The sequence below is a fragment of the Mesorhizobium sp. M7A.F.Ca.CA.004.12.1.1 genome (assembly GCF_003997835.1).
GTDB lineage: Bacteria > Pseudomonadota > Alphaproteobacteria > Rhizobiales > Rhizobiaceae > Mesorhizobium.
Genome location: NZ_RZRK01000966.1, coordinates 1 through 2,071, shown reverse-complemented (window position 1 = coordinate 2,071; position 2,071 = coordinate 1). Strand labels below are relative to the sequence as shown.

Annotated in this window: 2 protein-coding genes; one reads left to right on the top strand and one right to left on the bottom strand. The window is 61.1% G+C overall.

Going from position 1 to position 2,071, the window contains the following annotated elements:
- A partial coding sequence (locus tag EN984_RS32350; protein WP_164765815.1) for a GGDEF domain-containing protein occupies nucleotides 1-913 on the bottom strand: 913 nt, incomplete at its 3' end.
- A gap of 331 nt (nucleotides 914-1,244) precedes the next feature.
- Between EN984_RS32350 and EN984_RS32345 the strand changes: the two genes are divergently transcribed.
- A partial coding sequence (locus EN984_RS32345) for a glycine C-acetyltransferase (RefSeq protein ID WP_127384250.1) occupies nucleotides 1,245-2,071 on the top strand: 827 nt, incomplete at its 3' end.

Below are 2,071 nucleotides of genomic sequence, written 5' to 3'. Positions count from 1 at the left end.
GCACATAGTCGCCGGCGGCGTGGCCGAGCGTATCGTTGATCTGCTTGAATCGGTCGAGATCGAGCTGGACGACGGCAAGGCGTTCGCGACGCCGGTGCGTTCCCTTGATCAGCGTGTCGAAATGATCGGTCAGGAACGTGCGGTTGTGCAGGCCGGTAAGGCCGTCATGCACCGCGATGAAGGCCATGGAATTGCGCGCGTCGATCAATTCATGCGTCTTGCGCAGGATGGCGTTCGACATCGGCCTGAAGATGAAGAGCGCCACCAGTATGATGACGCCGATTGTGGCGTAGAACAGCGTGCGATGGAGAGCGAGCAGCTTCTCGGAGCGGTCGTCGGCGTCGGCAGTGATGCGCTGGCCAAGCGCAGCGTAGCCCGACAAGGTCGCATTGGCGACGGAGGCGTCGAGATTGACGCGTTCGTCGCCGCCCTTGTAACCGCCATTGCCGCTGAATTGCGATTCATAGGCCGAGATCAGGCGGTCGCCATTGGCGATCAGCCCGACCGAGAAATAGTCGAGGTGGAAGGGCTTGGCGAAAAGGACGCTTTCGATCGACTTCGGGTCAAGCTTGGCCGGCGATTGCGGATCGGCTCCCGTCTGATCGAGCAGCAGGTCGTAGTTCGTCTCGAACTCCGCCGTTGCCTGCTTGAGCGCGCTGACCAGCGCCGGTTGCTTGTCGCGTGAGCCGGCGCCCGTTGCACCGGCAAGGAAGACGATGCGCTGCGACAGCGTCTTTTGTGTGCTGACGATGTCGAGCAAGGTGTGATTGTGCTGTTGGGTGGCCATCATCTGCTGCAGCAGGATGAAGGAGGCGATCACCATGGCCGCAATGATCAGCAGGGCCAGCCAATAGCCGGCCTTGATCAGCAGTATGAGCTTGCCTGAAACGGTTTGCACCGGCTGCTGCGACATTTTCGGGGGCGGCCCTCTCGCCTACGGATTCTTGCCTAAAGATTCTTGTATGAGCACCATTGAACTGCAAACGTTAACAGGACCGGAAATCGACGGCTGCCCGGCGAGGGGCGGCTGTCGAAAGATCGCGAAATGGTTATCGGCTCGTTTAACGCCGTACCGGCATTTGAGCGGTCATCGGCCAGAACCCTTGTCGCGGCATCGTTTCCGCCGCCGCATGATGATCGACATCGGGGCGGCATCGTGCTGCTTGCCACCGATCCGGTCGTTTTTGCGATGGATTTTTCACGCGGACGAGACGACAGTCAGCCCACATCAAACGAGGCCGACCATGACCGCAGCATTCCTCTCCCACATCGACGGCGAGCTCGCGGGGCTCAAATCGGCAGGCCTCTACAAGTCGGAGCGGGTGATCACTTCGACGCAGTCGGCCGAGATCGAGGTCGGCGGCGACAAGGTGCTGAATTTCTGTGCCAACAACTATCTCGGCCTCGCCGATAGCGCCGATTTGCGCAATGCTGCCAAGCAGGCGCTCGACCGCTATGGCTACGGCATGGCATCGGTGCGCTTTATCTGCGGCACCCAGGAAGAGCACAAGCAGCTCGAATCCACGATTTCCTCTTTCCTCGGCATGGAAGACACCATCCTCTACGGCTCCTGTTTCGATGCCAATGGCGGCCTGTTCGAGACGCTGCTGGGCGAGGAAGACGCCATTATCTCGGATGCCTTGAATCATGCCTCGATCATCGATGGCGTGCGGCTGTCGAAGGCCAAACGTTTCCGCTACGCCAACAACGACATGGCCGATCTCGAGGCGCGACTGAAGGAAGCCCGGGACTGCCGCTTCCGGTTGATCGCCACCGACGGCGTGTTTTCGATGGATGGCATCATCGCCAATCTCACGGGTGTCTGCGACCTCGCCGAGAAATACGACGCCATGGTGATGGTCGACGACAGCCATGCCGTCGGCTTCGTCGGCCGAAACGGCCGCGGCTCGGCCGAACATTGCGGCGTCGAGGGCAGGGTCGACATCATCACCGGCACGCTCGGCAAGGCGCTTGGCGGGGCCTCCGGTGGCTACACCTCGGGCAAAGGCCAGGTGGTCGACTGGCTGCGCCAGCGCTCACGGCCGGATCTCTTCTCCAACACGCGCATGCC